This window comes from Pseudarthrobacter defluvii (assembly GCF_030323865.1).
Lineage (GTDB): Bacteria > Actinomycetota > Actinomycetes > Actinomycetales > Micrococcaceae > Arthrobacter > Arthrobacter sedimenti.
On the sequence record NZ_CP066362.1, the window covers coordinates 3,649,417 to 3,664,737 of the forward strand.

14 protein-coding genes are annotated in these 15,321 nt (G+C 64.9%); 7 read left to right on the forward strand and 7 right to left on the reverse strand.

What is annotated here, in order from left to right:
* Window positions 1–16: 16 nt before the first annotated feature.
* Complete coding sequence (locus tag JCQ34_RS17025; RefSeq protein ID WP_286399547.1) at window positions 17–1,690, forward strand: HNH endonuclease signature motif containing protein; 1,674 nt, start codon at window positions 17–19, stop codon at window positions 1,688–1,690.
* Between the two features lie 223 nt (window positions 1,691–1,913).
* On the opposite strand, the gene JCQ34_RS17030 is transcribed toward JCQ34_RS17025, so the two are convergent.
* The 3 genes from JCQ34_RS17030 to JCQ34_RS17040 form a co-directional block, all read right to left on the reverse strand.
* Window positions 1,914–2,741 carry an MBL fold metallo-hydrolase gene (locus tag JCQ34_RS17030; protein WP_286404625.1) on the reverse strand — a complete coding sequence of 276 codons (828 nt, stop codon included), beginning with the start codon at window positions 2,739–2,741 and terminating at the stop codon, window positions 1,914–1,916.
* A 182-nt stretch (window positions 2,742–2,923) separates the two neighbouring features.
* Complete coding sequence (locus tag JCQ34_RS17035) at window positions 2,924–3,802, reverse strand: Rieske 2Fe-2S domain-containing protein (protein WP_286399550.1); 879 nt, start codon at window positions 3,800–3,802, stop codon at window positions 2,924–2,926.
* Window positions 3,803–3,905: 103 nt separating this feature from the next.
* Window positions 3,906–4,205, reverse strand: coding sequence for a putative quinol monooxygenase (locus JCQ34_RS17040; RefSeq protein WP_286399552.1), 300 nt, complete (start codon window positions 4,203–4,205; stop codon window positions 3,906–3,908).
* A gap of 313 nt (window positions 4,206–4,518) precedes the next feature.
* Between JCQ34_RS17040 and JCQ34_RS17045 the strand changes: the two genes are divergently transcribed.
* Complete coding sequence (locus JCQ34_RS17045) at window positions 4,519–5,004, forward strand: hypothetical protein (RefSeq protein WP_286399555.1); 486 nt, start codon at window positions 4,519–4,521, stop codon at window positions 5,002–5,004.
* Between the two features lie 59 nt (window positions 5,005–5,063).
* On the opposite strand, the gene JCQ34_RS17050 is transcribed toward JCQ34_RS17045, so the two are convergent.
* Window positions 5,064–6,083: an Lrp/AsnC family transcriptional regulator gene (locus JCQ34_RS17050; protein ID WP_286399557.1), complete on the reverse strand. Its 1,020-nt coding sequence runs from the start codon at window positions 6,081–6,083 to the stop codon at window positions 5,064–5,066.
* Window positions 6,084–6,225: 142 nt separating this feature from the next.
* Here JCQ34_RS17050 and JCQ34_RS17055 point away from each other — a divergent pair, with 142 nt between their 5' ends.
* Window positions 6,226–7,464, forward strand: coding sequence for a M20 metallopeptidase family protein (locus JCQ34_RS17055; protein WP_434738954.1), 1,239 nt, complete (start codon window positions 6,226–6,228; stop codon window positions 7,462–7,464).
* A gap of 92 nt (window positions 7,465–7,556) precedes the next feature.
* The gene (locus JCQ34_RS17060; protein ID WP_286399563.1) at window positions 7,557–8,846 is read left to right on the forward strand and encodes an MFS transporter; all 1,290 of its coding nucleotides are present in this window, start codon (window positions 7,557–7,559) and stop codon (window positions 8,844–8,846) included.
* A gap of 76 nt (window positions 8,847–8,922) precedes the next feature.
* On the opposite strand, the gene JCQ34_RS17065 is transcribed toward JCQ34_RS17060, so the two are convergent.
* The 3 genes from JCQ34_RS17065 to JCQ34_RS17075 form a co-directional block, all read right to left on the reverse strand.
* Window positions 8,923–9,666 (reverse strand): MBL fold metallo-hydrolase, encoded by a 744-nt coding sequence (locus JCQ34_RS17065; RefSeq protein WP_286399566.1) that lies wholly within the window; start codon window positions 9,664–9,666, stop codon window positions 8,923–8,925.
* A gap of 100 nt (window positions 9,667–9,766) precedes the next feature.
* Window positions 9,767–10,828 carry a LacI family DNA-binding transcriptional regulator gene (locus tag JCQ34_RS17070; RefSeq protein WP_286399568.1) on the reverse strand — a complete coding sequence of 354 codons (1,062 nt, stop codon included), beginning with the start codon at window positions 10,826–10,828 and terminating at the stop codon, window positions 9,767–9,769.
* Between the two features lie 81 nt (window positions 10,829–10,909).
* Window positions 10,910–11,740, reverse strand: coding sequence for a hypothetical protein (locus tag JCQ34_RS17075; RefSeq protein ID WP_286399570.1), 831 nt, complete (start codon window positions 11,738–11,740; stop codon window positions 10,910–10,912).
* 400 nt (window positions 11,741–12,140) lie between these two features.
* On the opposite strand from JCQ34_RS17075, the gene JCQ34_RS17080 reads away from it, so the two are divergent.
* From JCQ34_RS17080 to JCQ34_RS17090, 3 genes are read left to right on the forward strand one after another with little or no spacing between them, the layout of a single operon-like run.
* Window positions 12,141–13,091 carry a hypothetical protein gene (locus JCQ34_RS17080; RefSeq protein ID WP_286399573.1) on the forward strand — a complete coding sequence of 317 codons (951 nt, stop codon included), beginning with the start codon at window positions 12,141–12,143 and terminating at the stop codon, window positions 13,089–13,091.
* Window positions 13,072–14,070, forward strand: coding sequence for a JmjC domain-containing protein (locus JCQ34_RS17085; RefSeq protein ID WP_286399577.1), 999 nt, complete (start codon window positions 13,072–13,074; stop codon window positions 14,068–14,070). Before JCQ34_RS17080 ends, JCQ34_RS17085 begins: the two co-directional genes overlap by 20 nt.
* An 11-nt stretch (window positions 14,071–14,081) precedes the next feature.
* Window positions 14,082–15,320 (forward strand): MFS transporter, encoded by a 1,239-nt coding sequence (locus tag JCQ34_RS17090; protein WP_286399579.1) that lies wholly within the window; start codon window positions 14,082–14,084, stop codon window positions 15,318–15,320.
* The last annotated feature ends 1 nt before the right edge of the window (window position 15,321 follow it).

Sequence of the window (15,321 nt, forward strand, 5' to 3'; positions counted from 1 at the left end):
GTTAGATGATTCTTGTATGGCAAGCAGCAGCGGTGTTGGGGCAGGTGCGGAGGGTATTCATGCCTCCGTGGGTGCCCTTGATGCCCTGGACCGTGAAGATGTTTTCCTGGCCTCCGGCACTGCTGTTGGTTCGGGTGCTGCTGTTGGTTCCGGTGTTGATGTCTTGCAGCGGCGCTATGAGATCCGGCTGGAACGCCTGGAGGTCACGGCACGCCTGGAGGCGCAACTCGCCGCGATGAAAGCCCGGGACTCAGCCGAGGCTATGGGGTTTCAGCAGGCCATGACCCCGCCGGACGCCTCCCTGCACGACCGCACCTACACGGAGATGTCCGTGGTGGAGGAGATCGCCGGGGTCCTGACCATCAGCTCCGCCGCCGCCGGTGCGTTTCTGGAACAGTCCCGGAAGGTTTGCTCCCTCCCGCCCGTGTTCGAGGCCCTGGCCGCCGGTGACATGTCCTGGCAGCACGCAAAGGTCATCGCCGATGAAACCGAAGGCCTAACTCCTGAGGGCGCGGTGAAGTTGGTGGCGCATTTCTTCGACCCCGACGCACCCCACGCCGCCCGCGGGGCAGCCCCGGGTGAACTCGTCCCGTCCCGGTTCCGGGCTAAGGTTCGTGGCTGGCGCGAACGCCACCACCCCGAATCCATCGAAAGACGCCACGCCAAAGGTTTTGCCGACCGGCGCATGGAATACACCCCCGATCGCGACGGCATGGCCTGGATCTCCCTCCACCTCCCTGGCGACACCGCCTGCGCCATCTGGAACCGCACCACCGCCACCGCCCGCGGACTCCAAGGCCCCGACGAACCACGCACCATCACCCAACTCCGCCCCGACATCGCAGCGTCCCTGCTCCTCAGCACCGGCAACGCCATGGAGACCAACCGCAACACCACCGCTGCAGCAACCGAGCCGGTCAGCAACGATGAAGGAACCGGTAACGACGACGGGACCGGCACCGCTGCCGGTTCGCGGCCCGTCCGGGAGATCGGGAAGGTACCCGCCCCGCGGGCCGATGTCCTGGTCATGGTGCCGGTGTTCTCCCTGCTGGGTGCGACGGATGAGCCGGCGGTACTGGACGGGGTGGGACCGATCCCGGCCTCGATGGCCCGGAAACTCGTCGCGGACGGGGCGGAGTCCTTCTACCGGGTCCTGGTCGACCCCAGGGACGGGGCACCGCTGGAGATCGGGAGGAGGAACTACCGGCTGACGGAGTCCATCAAACGCTGGATCAGGATGCGCGACGCCAAATGCACCTTCCCCGGCTGCACCAACCGCACCCCCGACAACGAAACCGACCACCTGCAAGCCTGGGAACACGGCGGAACCACCGGCACAACCAATCTGGCCCAGGTCTGCCCCAAACATCACCGGCTCAAACACCACAGCCAGTGGACACCGGACCCGGCCACCAACAACGACCCACCCGGCTGGACCTCACCCACCGGCCGCCACTACAAACCCGAACACCCAGACCCCGAACCACCACACTGGCCGCAATGGCTGATGCCCACCAAAGGCCAGTGCCTCGATGCGGGGTGCGCAGATGCCCGGTGTGTAGACGCCGGCCCGGAAGACCTCCCACCATGGGAACCCGACGACGACTCACTCATCGACCCCGACGACCTCTCACCGGACGATCCCCTCTGGGCCGAACTCCTCGCAACGCCGCTCGTACCATCCGGGTGATGCCGCCCCGCGTAAGTAGCGCTGCTCTGCCCAAGTGATGCTGACCTGAGTAGATGGCAGTGTCCTGCCCTGCCCTGCCCAAGCCAGGCTGCCCTGCGTAGATAGCAGCGTCCTTGCGCTTCCCAGCAGGTCACCGCGACGCTCCCCCACGGCAGCTCTCAATCGGCAGCCCTGGATGCTCCGGCTTATGCAGCTCCCAACCCGCAGCCTGGGGTGCTCCGAGTTATGCAGCTTTCGGCGCTCCGCCGGTGCGGCGTCGAAGTGCCAGCCGTTGTGCCTGCTCCTTCGTCGCGACAGCGCGGAGCCGGGGAACGACCCCCATCGCAAGGGGCTGCCCATGTCCAGGCGCCAGCACCCGGGGGCCCAACTCAGCCAGTCGCGAAACGGTATCCATGGAGGTCTTCCAGTTCCAGGTGGTGTACCAGGGCGGACCGGACAGGTCCGGCGATCCCAGCAGGACTCCGCGCAGCGAGTTCAAGTTCACCGTCACCACCGCATCGCCCGTCATCAGGACGCCGTCTTTGGAGCGCCAGTAGGCGACGTGTCCGGGTGTGTGCCCAGGGGCCGGAACGGCAACCCAATCTGGCAGACCGGGGACTTCCCCGCTGAGCGGAAGACTTTGCACGACGTCAGTGATGTCGTTTGCCGCTTCCAGGCGTCGACGGGCACGGGTGGGCAATGACCACAGGAACGGGGCCACCAGCCAGCGGTCCATCGGCATGGAAAATTCGGGAATGTAGCGTCCGGCAGCCATGGGCAGTTCGGCCTGATGGACATACACCGGGATGCCCCAAGAGCGCGCCAGTACACCGGCGGCACCTGAGTGATCCGGATGGATATGTGTCAGGAAGATGGCAGCCGGCGCATTCCCGGGTCCGAGCATCTTCTCCACCGCATCGAGAAGAGGCCTCGCACTGCCAGCCCACCCGCAGTCAATCATCACCCAGCCGGAGCCCGAACGGACAAGGTAGAGGTTTGCTGCCCTAGGCCCGCTGCCGGCAGTCATGAGCACCACGCCGGAGGCAATCTCCCGCGGTTCCGAAACCCGCATCACCGTGGCATCACACCGCTGGAAGAAAGGGGGTGTGCGGCGCACAGACGTGCAAAAGATCCACGCGCACGGGATATGCCGGTGCACTGCAGCGGGGACCGGCCGGACGGTTGCACCACTGGACCTCGCATGCACCCAGTTTTCCGCGGTCCTACCTTGCCCAGTAGGGCCGAATGGCCTTTCTAACCGTCCGCCCCGGGCAGGCACACCTCCACAAGCTCCCCACTGACGCGCGTCTCGAAAAGGGGCTGCCGGGAAGTTGCTGGCCCGGCCTTCACCTCTCCGGTGCGCAGCGAGAAGGTGCTCCGGTGCCATGGGCAGACGACGCACGGGTCCCCGCCGTCGTCCTTGATCTTGCCTTCGTGAAGCGGTCCGGAAAGGTGGCTGCAGACATCAGACAATACGTTAACGGTGTCGCCCTCGCGGTGCACCAGCAGCGGAATACCGGCCACCTCGCGCTTGTGCAGGCCACCCTCGGGCAGTTCCACCAACGGTGCCAGCGGATGCCAGCCGGCCGGGAACCGGTGCGGGATTTCCTCGCTGTGGTTCACGCCCGCGGCCTGGCGATAAGACAGGTGGCCGCCGAGGAAACCGCCGGTGCCGACTGCGGCAAGTCCAATATAGGCAAGGACCTTGCCGCTGCCTTCGCTGCCCCTGGCCCTTTGGACAAGCGACGCGATGTAAAGGCTGGTTGCGGTTACGTTGGCCGCCGCATGCACCAGGCCTACCCGCTGCTGCTGCGGGTGCAGCTGCGACCAGTCCGTGAAGCCGGCGAGCGCCGACGGAAGCACGCTGGCGGTGCCCACTCCGATCAACAGCCTGGCCGCTTTTTCAGCGCCTGGAACCGCGTCGAGCACGCCGGCTGACACCCAGGCACCGATCGGGACCTGGACGGCAAGGGGGTGCACGGGGTGGCCGATGGGAACGCCGTGCATGATGTCGCGGGCCCACTGCGGTTTGATGACCTTTTTGACGACTTTCCTGACGCTCTTGGCCAGCGGGTCAAGCCATTCGGCGTCCTCGAGGCGGGTGACAAGCTCAAGTGCAGGCAACGGTTTCATGTGACGTCCCTTACCCCGATCAGTGCCATCCAGTCGTCACGGAACGCCCCGTTTTATCCCAAGCGCACTTTTAGGAAAAGCGGCTTGTTGGGGAGACCGAAAGTCACCGCAGCGGCGAGCCCAGAACTGTGAACCGATGGCCACCCATCTCCCCGGACAGCAGCGGCATGGCCTCAGCGATCGCCGCGCGGGTGCTGTCGAGTTGCAGTGAGGCCTGGTGTGCCTCCGCGGATTCCCAGAGTTCGGAAACGAACACTGTGTCCGGCACGTCGTCGTTGATGCCCACTTCATAGAGCAAGCAACCGGCTTCCTTCATCCCCGGCTTGGGCCGAAGCAGTATGGCAACGAGGGCATCCCGCTGCCCCGGCTTGGTACCAAGAATTCCCACATTCGCAAATGTCATGGGAACAGTGTGCGGCAAGGCCCCGACAAACGGAGTGCCACTCCCCCTACCCACGGCAAAACCCCCGCGAGTAGGGTAGTCGTTCCCCTAGTCCGCCCCTAGACGCCGGCGGAAGATTAAAAAACCGGATACCCGCATCAACATCAGACGGACGAATCCGGAGTCGAAGCCGCCCGCGTTTGCGGGTGAGCTGTTTGAAATGGGACGGGCAGGCCCGGGGCCGCCACACTGGTTTCACAACATACTCATTATTCGCGACGGTTCTGAAGGCTGCCCGCAAAGGTGAATCACACCCTTTGAGGAGCAACAAGAAATGTCCAACACTGCAACAAACCGACCAGCCAAGGCGCGGAGGGCCCTGGTCCCGTTGGTGTCACTGGGCCTGCTCGCGGTTTCCCTGGCAGTGGCCGCGCCGGCCAACGCGGAAACAAGCCGCAACGGCTGCACCGTGAACCCCTTGGATCCAAAGGATGTCCGCGGCAACGACGTCGATTTCAGAATCACCGTGGACTGCAACGGCCCAAAGACCGTCGAGATCCGCCAGCGGGCCTATGAAGACGAGCGCGGACCTCGCCACAACGACGACCTGCTCGCCAAACGGCAGGTCACGGAGGAGTTCAGCCACCATGACGACGCCAGGACCCTCCACTTCTATGTCGACGTCCGCAACCACGACCGCAAGGGTGAAGAGGTCTACCAACTCGTGTCGTTCCGGGTGGAGAACCACGGCGGCCATTGGTCGGACTGGACGCCATGGGAGAAGAGCGCCGTAGTGGAAGTGGACCATCACGGGCTTTAGGCGATTTAGTGCCACAAGTTCAGAGCCAGGGCAACGCCCCTGGCTCTGAACTTGCCGTTTCAGTCGGCGGCACCAAGGTTTCCGGCATGGACGACGGCGCCACTCGCCGTCGTGTCTTCCTTCAGCATCCAGCCCACCCGCTTCACCGTCCGCAACATCACTGCGCTCTCCACGATGTCGATTCCCGGCACCTTCTGCTGCAACGCCAGCTCAGCGGACATCACATCGGCCAGGGTCTGCAGCCACATAATGATCACAAAGTTGGTGGGACCGGTGGTGGAGGCGCTCAACCGGACATTGCTGATGGTGCGGATCTGGGCCGCAGCGGCGTCATGCTGGCCGGCCGGGACATTGACGAACCACTGGCAGGTCACCGGAAACGATGAGTAGGCCTGGGCGATCTCGCAGCGGAAGGACAGGATGCCGCTGGCCAGCACCCGGTTCAACTGTCGCTGGACGGTGGCCGGATGGCGGCCGAGGGAGCGGGCGATGTCCGCTGCCGTCGCCCGGCCGTCCCGGGCCAGGAAAGGCAGAAGGTCGAGGTGGCTCTGCGGAAGCTGGGCGGCCTGCACGGACTCCGGCGCAGGCGGGGAAGCAAGCGTCCGCAGGGTGGCAAGCTGGGCACGGCTCAGGACGTTCAGCCGCCAGTCGTCCCCGCTGCTGTGCAGGCGGGTGCACAGCGCCACCTGGTACTTGGTGAGCCCCTCGACGGCCTTCAGGCGGGTGATGATTTTGGCACTGAATTCCTCCAGGGAGCGGGTGATGACGGTCAGCATCAAATCGCGGTTGCTGGCTGCCTCCTCCACCGTGACGATCTCGGGGACGGCCGCCAGTTCCGCCGTGACGCTGTCCCGCAGGTTCATCTCGCAGTCCACCGCCACGTAGGCCAGGAGCATCTGCTTCGGGTCACCCGCCAGGTGCGCCGTCACCCAGGCTGCCCCGTTTGACGTCAGGCGGTCCCAGCGGGCGGCCAGGGTGGTGGCGTGCACGCCAAGGACCTTTGCGGCATCGGCCCAGCCCAGCCTCGGGATGGCCTGCAGGACCTGGATCAGGGCGAGATCGTCCTCGCTGAGCTCCACTGCGTCCTCCTATTGGTTGCACGAATCCTGCCAGGAATGGCAGGCGGAAGGATAATTCCTGCGGTTTCTGGAGATGTGAACTGCGCCACTTCAGAATAGTCCCCAAGCCCTGATGCCGACTGCCAAGGAGTTACCCGTGCCCATGAGAGACGACGCCCAAGACCTGCAGGAAGACCTGATCCGCCTTCGCCACGACCTTCACCGCCAGCCGGAAATCGGGCTCCACCTCCCGCGCACCCAGGAGAAGGTCCTTGAGGCGCTGGATGGGCTGCCGTACGAGATCACGCTGGGCAAGGAGACGACGTCGGTCACGGCAGTCCTGCGCAGCGGAAACACGGGTGGTGGGAAGCAAAAGGCAGAAGCAGACGACGGGCAGCGTCCTGCCGTCCTCCTCCGCGCGGACATGGACGGATTGCCCGTCCAGGAAAAGACGGGAGTGGACTTCACCTCCCGGGCCGATGGGGCAATGCACGCCTGCGGCCACGACCTGCACACCTCCATGCTCGCCGGAGCCGCCACCCTCCTGGCCGAGAAGAGGCACCAGCTCAGCGGCGACGTCGTCCTCATGTTCCAGCCGGGCGAGGAAGGCTTCGACGGCGCCAGCTACATGCTCCGCGAAGGCGTCCTGGATGCCGCGGGCACCCGGGTCAGCGCGGCCTACGGCATGCATGTCTTCTCCTCACTCGAGCCGCACGGCACGTTCTGCACCAAGCCCGGCGTCATGCTCAGCGCCTCCGACGGCCTGGAAGTCACAGTGCTCGGCGCCGGCGGCCACGGCTCCGCCCCGCACTCCGCGAAGGACCCCGTCACCGTTGCCGCGGAGATGGTGACGGCCCTGCAGGTAATGGTCACCCGGCAGTTCAACATGTTCGACCCTGTGGTCCTGTCCGTGGGCGTGCTGCACGCCGGCACCAAGCGGAACGTCATCCCGGAATCGGCCCGCATCGAGGCGACCATCCGGACGTTCTCCGAGGCCTCGCGCCTGAAGATGATGGACGCGGTACCGCGCCTGCTCAAGGGGATCGCCGCCGCGCACGGCGTGGAGGTCGCCGTCGACTACCTCCAGGAGTACCCCCTCACCATCACCAGCGAGGACGAAACCCACACCGCAGAGAAGGTGATCACCAAACTCTTCGGCGAGCGGCGCCTCGCCCGCTGGGCCACCCCGCTGAGCGGCTCGGAGGACTTCTCCCGCGTGCTCGCCGAGGTGCCCGGCACCTTTGTGGGGCTCAGCGCCGTCGCCCCCGGCGATGACCACGACACCTCGCCGTTCAACCACTCACCGTACGCAACGTTCGACGACGGCGTGCTGGCTGACGGGGCCGCACTCTATGCGGAACTCGCCATTTCACGGCTGGCCGCCCTCGCCAACGCCTCCTAAAGAACCCGGCGCCTCCAAAAGAGCACAGCGCCGCCCAACAAACCGGCAGCAGCGCCGCTGCCCCTCCAGACCAACCGACCAGGAAGAAGACCATGTCAGTTGCAGCAACCAAGCCCAGGACGGGCCGCGTGTCCACCGCCAAGACTGTCGTCGGCACCGGCATCGGCAACGCCGTCGAGTGGTACGACTGGGCCATCTACGCCACATTCACCCCTTTCATCGCCAGCCAGCTCTTCAGCAAGGAGGACCCGGCGTCGGCAGTGCTGTCCACCCTGGCGATCTTCGCCGTCGGTTTCGTGGCCCGGCCCTTTGGCGGCTTCCTCTTTGGCTGGATCGGCGACCGGATCGGCCGCAAGTCCTCCATGACCCTGGCCGTGGGCCTCGCCTCGCTGGGCAGCCTGATGATCGGTGTCGCCCCCACGTTCGCCAGCGTCGGCGCGTTCGCCTCGCTGATGCTGCTGGCGGCCCGGCTGGTGCAGGGCCTGGCGCACGGCGGTGAGCTGCCGTCGTCGCAAACGTATCTGTCCGAGATGGCGCCCAAGGAGCACAGGGGCTTCTGGGCCACCCTGATCTACACGTCCGGGACGGTGGGCATCCTGTTCGGCACACTGCTGGGCGCCGTGCTCAACATGGCGCTGAGCACCGAGGCGATGAACGCATGGGGTTGGCGCGTGCCGTTCCTGATCGGCGCCGCGATGGGCCTGTACGCCCTGATCATGCGGTCCCGGCTGCACGAAACCGATGCCTTCCAGGGCGAGGCCGCCACCGAGAAGCGCGCCGCGATCTGGCCGCAGATTGTCCGCCACCGTAAGCAGGCCCTGCAGGTGATCGGGCTGACGGTGGGCCTCACGGTGATCTACTACATCTGGGGTGTGGTGGCGCCGAGCTACGCCACCACCGCTCTGAAAATCGACCGGGGCGAAGCACTGTGGGCCGGCGTTGTGGCCAACATCGTGTTCATCGCCGCGCTGCCGGTCTGGGGCAAGCTGTCCGACCGGATCGGCCGCAAAAAGGTCCTCTGGGCCGGCGCCATCGGCTCCGCGGTGCTGCACTTCCCCATGACCTGGCTGCTGAAGGACTCCGCCTGGCAGCTGGCCGTGAGCATGTCCGTGATGCTGATTTTCATCGCCGCGAGCGCCGCCATCGTCCCCGCCGTGTACGCGGAACTGTTCCCGACGTCGATCCGCACCGTGGGCGTGGGCGTCCCCTACTCCATCTGCGTGGCAGTGTTCGGCGGCACCGCACCGTACCTGCAGCAGTGGCTGGGCTCCTCACTGGGCGCGCCGCAGGTGTTCAACGTGTACGCAGTGCTGCTGCTCGTGGTCAGCGCGGCGTTCGTCTTCACCATCCCCGAGACCAAGGGCAAGGACCTGACGCACTAGGCTTTGGCCCGTCGAAAGGTCCCCGGCGCATATGGGCGCCGGGGACCTTTGGTTCATGCCTGCTCGAGCCCTCCGGTCAGTGCGCGCCGATCCGCCGTGCCTCACGGACCGCTGCTTCCGCACCCTCTTTCCAGGGCATGCCATGGCCGGGCAAGAGCGTGGTTGCTCCCGTGGCCGCAATGGCCTCCAGCGAGGCCAGCGCTTGGCCTGTGTCCTTAGTGGCGGCGGATGCCACGATCTGGGGTCCGGACTGGCCGGTGTACGGGTCGAGTGTCACCAGGGCGTCGCCGGTGAGGAGGACGCCCCGGTCCGGCAAGTGCAGGATGCAGTGCCCGTCGGTGTGCCCGGGAGTATGGACGACGTCGGGACGCCCGGTGACAGCGTCAGCCACCCCGGTGCCCAACGGCTTGGTGTCGGGGATGCCTTTCACCGTCAGGGCTCCTGCTGCCGCCATCCGGCCAAGTGCCGGCAGCGACTTGGGATGGGTGAAGGGGTAGAGGAAGCGGTTGCGCTGCGGCTTGTAGCGGTAGGGGTGCGCCGCCAGGCGGGCGTCCTCCGCGTGGACCAGGACCGGGATGCCCCATTGCCTGTGTGCCCGCAGCGCAAAACCGACATGGTCGAAATGGCCGTGCGTGAGGACCAGGGCCTTGACGTCCTGCGGGCGCCAGTTCCGTTCCTCCAGGAGCTGCGTGAGCATGGGCCACATGCTCGGCAGGCCTGCATCCACCAGGGTCACGCCGTGGTCATCCTCGACAACGTAGCAGTTGACGTTGGCGTGGGATATCAGGTGGACGCCTTCTGCGACGTTGGGGATAAGCATGAAAGGAAGGTACCCAGGAACCGGCCGACTAACGCTGCGACGGCAGGGGAACCGATGGCGGCATTGCCGTGAACGCGTTCATGGTCCTGGCCGGAACAGGTCAGGTTGCTGGGCCGGCAGGGGCGGCGACGGAATCGCGGACCATCATGGTGCAGCCCAGTACGGCAGGCCCAGCTGCCGTCCGGGAAAGGTCGGCCTTCCCCTCGAGGGCGTCAATAAGGAGCCCGGCCGCCCAGGCAGCCATCCTGTAATGCGGCAGTTCCACGGTGGTCAGGGCCGGGTGGAGACTGTCCGCAATCAACTCCTGGTCGGCGAAGCCCATGACGGAAAGGTCACCCGGAATGGAGAGTCCCAAGTGGGCAGCCGCACGGTAGGCGCCCATCGCCATGCGGTCGTTGCAGCAAAACAGTGCCGTAGGCATGTCGGCGGGGTGCTTGGGCGTGAGGATGCGCAGGGCTGCCTCGTAGCCGCCCTGCGCCTCGGGAACCCCTGACTCCACAGGTGCCGCGCCGCCGTCGAGCCCTGCTTCGTCAAGCGTCGCCCGGAAGGCCTGGACCAGTTGGCGGGATAAGGGAACGTCGTCGGCGTTGTCGATGAGGCCAAGGCGGGTGTGGCCTGCGTCAAGGAGGGCGTTCACGGCGTCGCGCATGCCGCCTTCCTCATCCGGAACCACTGCTGGAACTTTTGATTCCCCAGCCCCGGAGCCGACCAGGACTGCCGGCACACTGCCCAGGCTGGCCGGGACTTCCACCTTTCGGTGATGCAGGGTGGCGTACAGGATGCCATCCACGCGACGGTCCAGGAGGGCCCCGAAGTCTGCCTGGCGGGACGCACGGCCGGCTGAACCTGACGTGTTGATGATCAGAAGGCTGTACCCCCTGGCTTTGGCGGCCTCCTCTGCACCCAGGATGATCCTGCCTGCATGGGGCGTGGTGGCGATGTCCTCGCAGACCAGGCCCAGCATGCCGGTCCGCCGGGTACGCAGGGCCTGGGCCAGACGGTTTGGCCCGTACCCCAGCTGCTCCGCCGCGGACCGCACTTTGCTGCGGGTTTCCGGACTGATCCTGGCGTAGGGCACGTCGTTCAGGACATGGGAAACCGTGGTGACGGACACGCCGGCGGCCACCGCCACGTCCTTGATGCCGATAGTCCTGTTGCTCACCCGATTCCCACCCACCTTTTGGGCTCTAGGGTATCGGCCCTAACGGATGTTGCCTGATGCCCGGCAAGGCATGCACGCAGGTCAGCCGGCCTGCGGCAGCACCAACAGATAACCGGCAGGCAGGGAGCTGCTCCACCGCCGCGGCTCGCGGACCACGAACTGCGTGGCCAACTGCTCCGGCGTCAGCAGTGCATTGGGTGCCGGCGACGGCCCCCACTGCCCGCTCCCGTAGGGGTACAGCGGGTCAAGGACGTGAATGCCGGTTACCTGGAAGTCCGGAAACTGGCGGGGGTCGCCCACCGACTCGAAGCCGCTCATCACCCAGGCGTGCCGGCCGCTCCACATCACCAGGCCGACGGGCCGACCCGTTTCGGTGATGGCACGCGCCGCCGTCCGCAGCGCTTCCTGGTAGTCGGGAACGCTGACGACGCCGTACGGTCCCATTCCAGACAGGGTCAGCACCTGCGCCCAGCCGAACGGGTTGGCACCGTTGAACGATTCGGACGAGCGGGCGCGGGCCATCTCCCACAGTTCACTCTGCTGCGCACGGTCGGCCCAGGTTCCGCCCCCGGTGTCGTCAATCAGGTTGTGCGCCATCTGGATGCTCGCGGCCACGCACCAGTCGAAGGTGTACTGCGGAACGAAGTCCCCCTCGCGATACAGGTTCAGGGCGAACGCCTCCGGCGCGGGCGCCGGGACCGGAACCTGCGCTGGGACGGGGACAGTTGACGAAGTAGTGGCCGTTGCCGGCGGCGGGACGGGTAGAGCTTCGGCGACGGCGGGCTGCGCCGGCGCAGCCGACACGGATGGAACCGGGGTGCCCTCATCCAGGCTGACCGCCGGCGCGCAAGCGGCAGCCGCGGTCACCAGGCCAAGAAGCCAAGCGAGAAGACGGAGTCGGGCACCGTTCATAGTCGGTCCAGTCTATCGCCGGGGAACCGGATTGGACCGGGGACCGGGGACCGGGGACCGGGGACCGGGGACCGGCGCCCCAATCCCGGCCTGCCATCCCACCTCCGGCGGCCCTCCAGTTGACTTGACAAATGCTCTGTGATGTTTATTGACAGAATAAAACAATTAACTTGACAAACTACACCAGTAGGCCGGTAGTCTCCCCCGGTAAGTTATTTGCCAAAAAAGGGGGAAATATGGAAAACGAAACCACTGTAGGCGACGTTGATTCATTGTTTGAGGTTGTTGTCGAAGAAGCGCCCGTCGTCTCACCTCGGCAGGACGTAGGCCACTAACCGAATGGTGGGTTCCGGGCCCACGTCCGGAACCCACCAGGCTGCACAGAATTATTTGGGGAATATTGAGTCTTACAAACGAACTCACGGCTGCGATCGACCGCGCCCTGACCTCCCGGAAAGCTGAACCTCGGTACCGTGTGTTCAAGGATGGCAACCTTAATTACCGCGCTTGCGCGGACGTCGCCATGAAGTGGCGGCAGCACGGCGGAAGGCCCCAGGACCAGTTGCGGGAGATTGCCGGCGGCGGCTCCGTGCTTGCCCTCAACGACATTGCTGCGTGGAACGATGGCATCCGCCAGTGCCTTCTTGACGACCAGCGGATGCTTCCGCCCACAGTTTCCGGCGGTGATATTGAGGCTACCGACGTCTACGCCTTCATCTCGGCCGGCGCCGGCTGGACAGCTTTCGGAGCCCACGTCGACTTTGAGCACTCCATCATCCTGGATGCCGACGGAGCCGGACGGGATGTCCTGACGTGGCCTGAAGGTGCGCAGTACGGACAAAGAATGAACGAGGCACAGTCCTTCTTCGGTATCTCCTTCGATTGGAAGAAGTACGCCGGAGAATCAACACGCAATCGGATCGGACCTGGAGAGGTCGCCGTCATCCGGTCCCGGCAACCGCATATCTTCCACGCCAACGGACCGGGCATGTTCCTGGGCATCAGCGCCGAGGGGCAGAACGGGACAGGGGCTGGATCCCCTATATCCCAACTGGCCGCCGGTAAGGCGTGGGCCCCCAAACACGATTCAGCTTTGGTAGAGGAAATCATGACCGCACCAATTCCTCCGCCGATCAGCATTTCAAGGGAATCTGGAATACGCCATTCCAGTACAGGAATACACTTTCACGGCAATTTCGTTGCAATTTCGTCCCATGAACACAAAATTATCGAGTCGCAGACAATTGGGGGCATTATTGCCTCCTACGGACCCGGCTCAAGCCCTGCCATCCGCGCCCTTACCGCCAAGCTCGTTATGATCGGAGCAGCAATTGTCCCAACAAGTTTGTGAAAAAGATGAGCTCCTCGGTGCCCTCGATGACCTGGGCCTCGTCCACGATGGCGGCATGTACACCTCGCTGCGCCAGGCCCTCACCCCGGAGACATGTTCGCGGCTCGCAGGCGTCTTTTTCAACGCCTTGGGCAACGTCGGCACGTCCCGGTTCTCGGTGCGCGTCATCCACGCAGGGAAAGACCTTCATCCGGCCCAATTCCTTGAAAGCCGCACCGGTGATGGCCTGATTGACCATGTAAGCGTCAAGGATCGGGTCCTGCACCATTATCTGGAGCGGGGCGCAACGGTGGTTTTCGACCATGTGAACGACCACGTACCGTTTGCGCAGGCCATCCAGGACCGGGTTGAAGCCCTCACCGGATCGAAGTGCTGGGTACAGTGCTACATCACCCAGGCCTCCAGCTCCGCTTTTGACATGCACCGGGACGATCATGCCTTCGTGATCGTCCAATTGTTCGGCAGTAAGGAGTGGCGCCACTCTGCCGAGACGGTACACGCGCCCGAGGCCACGGTGTACTCGCCGGGGACCGTGTCTTTTTACCCCAAGGGAACCCCGCACGATGTCCACGGCCTCGGTGAAATCTCCATGCACCTCACCATCGCCTTTGAAGCATTCGACGGCCGGAAGTTCCAGGAACTTCCCGAGCAGAGCGCGGAATCATCGATCGTCCGCCGCCGCGGATCGGGGCTCCCCTACTCCATCAATACCGCTCTCATCAGCGAGGACACCCCGGCACGCCTAGCAGTGAGCCACGTCCCTGACAAAGCGGAAGATTCGGCAGCCCTCCACGTATGGTCCGGCGCGGGTAAACTCGCCGTCCCGGCAAAATTCGAAGCGCTCCTCCACCACCTGGCCAGGCAACCTGAACTAACGCCGACGCAGGCAGCAGAGTGGTCCGGCATCGGCCTTGAAGACATCATGAATCTTTGGACCTTCGGGTTCAAGAACGGTCTTCTCCACAACCCGGCGCAGTAATGCTGCCAAAGTTGCTGCAGACTGCCGAACCGTTCAGGGTCCACGGATTTCCCCGGCTCTTCTTTGCCACCTTCGTCTCAGGATTGGGCGGAGCCCTCGTCCCCATTGCCTTCGCCCTTGAGAGCCACCGGATCGAGCCCTCCGGCTGGGGACTTACTGTTGTGTTGCTCGCGCTGTGGTCCGGCCGGTTTGCCGGGATGTTCATCGTCCAGAGGAGCCGGCCCGCCCGCAATCCACTGCGAGTTATGATCTCCTCGGACCTCGTACGCTTCGCCGCGCAGGCCGGCCTGCTGGTCTGGCTGCTCATCACGGGAACCGGGGAAAGCCCGGGCGGGGCCATCACCGTCCTGTCCATCTCATCCGGGATCTACGGTGCTGCCCTGGCCTTTTTCCAGCCAGCACGGTTCACGGCAATTCCTCGCCTGATCCCGGTTGAGCACCGGGGCCAGGTCAACGCCTGGCTGTCCGTGCTCGGCGATGCCTTCGCCATCATCGGGCCGCTCTTGGGCTCGCTGATCTTCCTATCCTTGGGGTTCGAAGCCATCCTGCTGATCGACGCGGCCGGATTCCTACTGGGCATCGCCGTCCTCTCCGGCATACGCCTGTCCGCCGGTTCCCGCGTGCCGGCTACTTCCTCAGAGGTACCGTCCCCGGCCAAGCCGTCCAGTCCCAGCCTGCCACCAGGGATCAACATGGGGCTGCTGACATGGCTGTTCGTGGCTTTGACAATCGGATTTCTGGGAACCGCCGGTCCCACACTGGTGATTGAGCAGAACTCACCGGCAACCTGGGCCGTTACGGCGGCGTTCATGGCCGCCGGGTCTTTAGTCGGTTCTGCGTCATCCTTGATCGGAGTCCTGCGGGAAATACCGTGGAAGTACCTGCACCTGTTGTGCTGCGTGGGTATCGCAGGCCAGCTGCTCTGCTTCCTGCTTGTTCCTGTTCCAGCGCTGCTTTGGGCCGCAGGGTTCATTGGGGCTGCATTGACTACGGCATCCGGGATCCAATGGGACACGTTGGGCCAGTCCCTGGAGGCTGAGCTGGAAGTCCACGCATTTGCCGCGCGTGACCAGATCGTCAACACCGTGGGAGTCCCCGCAGGCATGTTGCTTTTCGGTGTTGCCGGTGCTTCCGGATCCACGCCGTTCATTGTGGTCGCCGTTGCGGGCACTGTGGCGCTAATGGGCCTGCTGATTGTCTTTACCCGGCAACCAGCTGCCGAGGAGGTTCATCCCGTCCCCGCGGGGTGAA